1 protein-coding gene is annotated in these 244 nt (G+C 60.7%); it reads left to right on the forward strand.

Annotation, left to right across the window (positions count from 1 at the left end):
- On the forward strand, positions 1 to 244 hold a 244-nt coding region (locus J5M56_RS26230), incomplete at both ends, for an amino acid permease (protein ID WP_207938218.1).

Consider the following 244-nt stretch of genomic DNA (forward strand, 5'->3'; position numbering starts at 1 on the left):
TGCAGAACCCGTCGATGGCTGCGGTGCTCGAGCATGTGGTAGGCCATTGGGGTGCGGTGCTGATCAGCGTCGGGCTGATCATCTCGCTGCTCGGCGCCCTGTTGTCCTGGGTGTTGCTGTGCGCCGAAATTCTTTTTGCCACGGCCCGTGACAAGACCATGCCGCGCTTTCTGGCCAAGGAAAACGCCAACCACGTGCCTGCCAATGCGCTGTGGCTGACCAACTGCATGATCCAGGGGTTCTT

This window comes from Pseudomonas sp. 51_B (genome assembly GCF_017491595.1).
In the GTDB taxonomy this organism is placed as follows: domain Bacteria; phylum Pseudomonadota; class Gammaproteobacteria; order Pseudomonadales; family Pseudomonadaceae; genus Aquipseudomonas; species Aquipseudomonas promysalinigenes.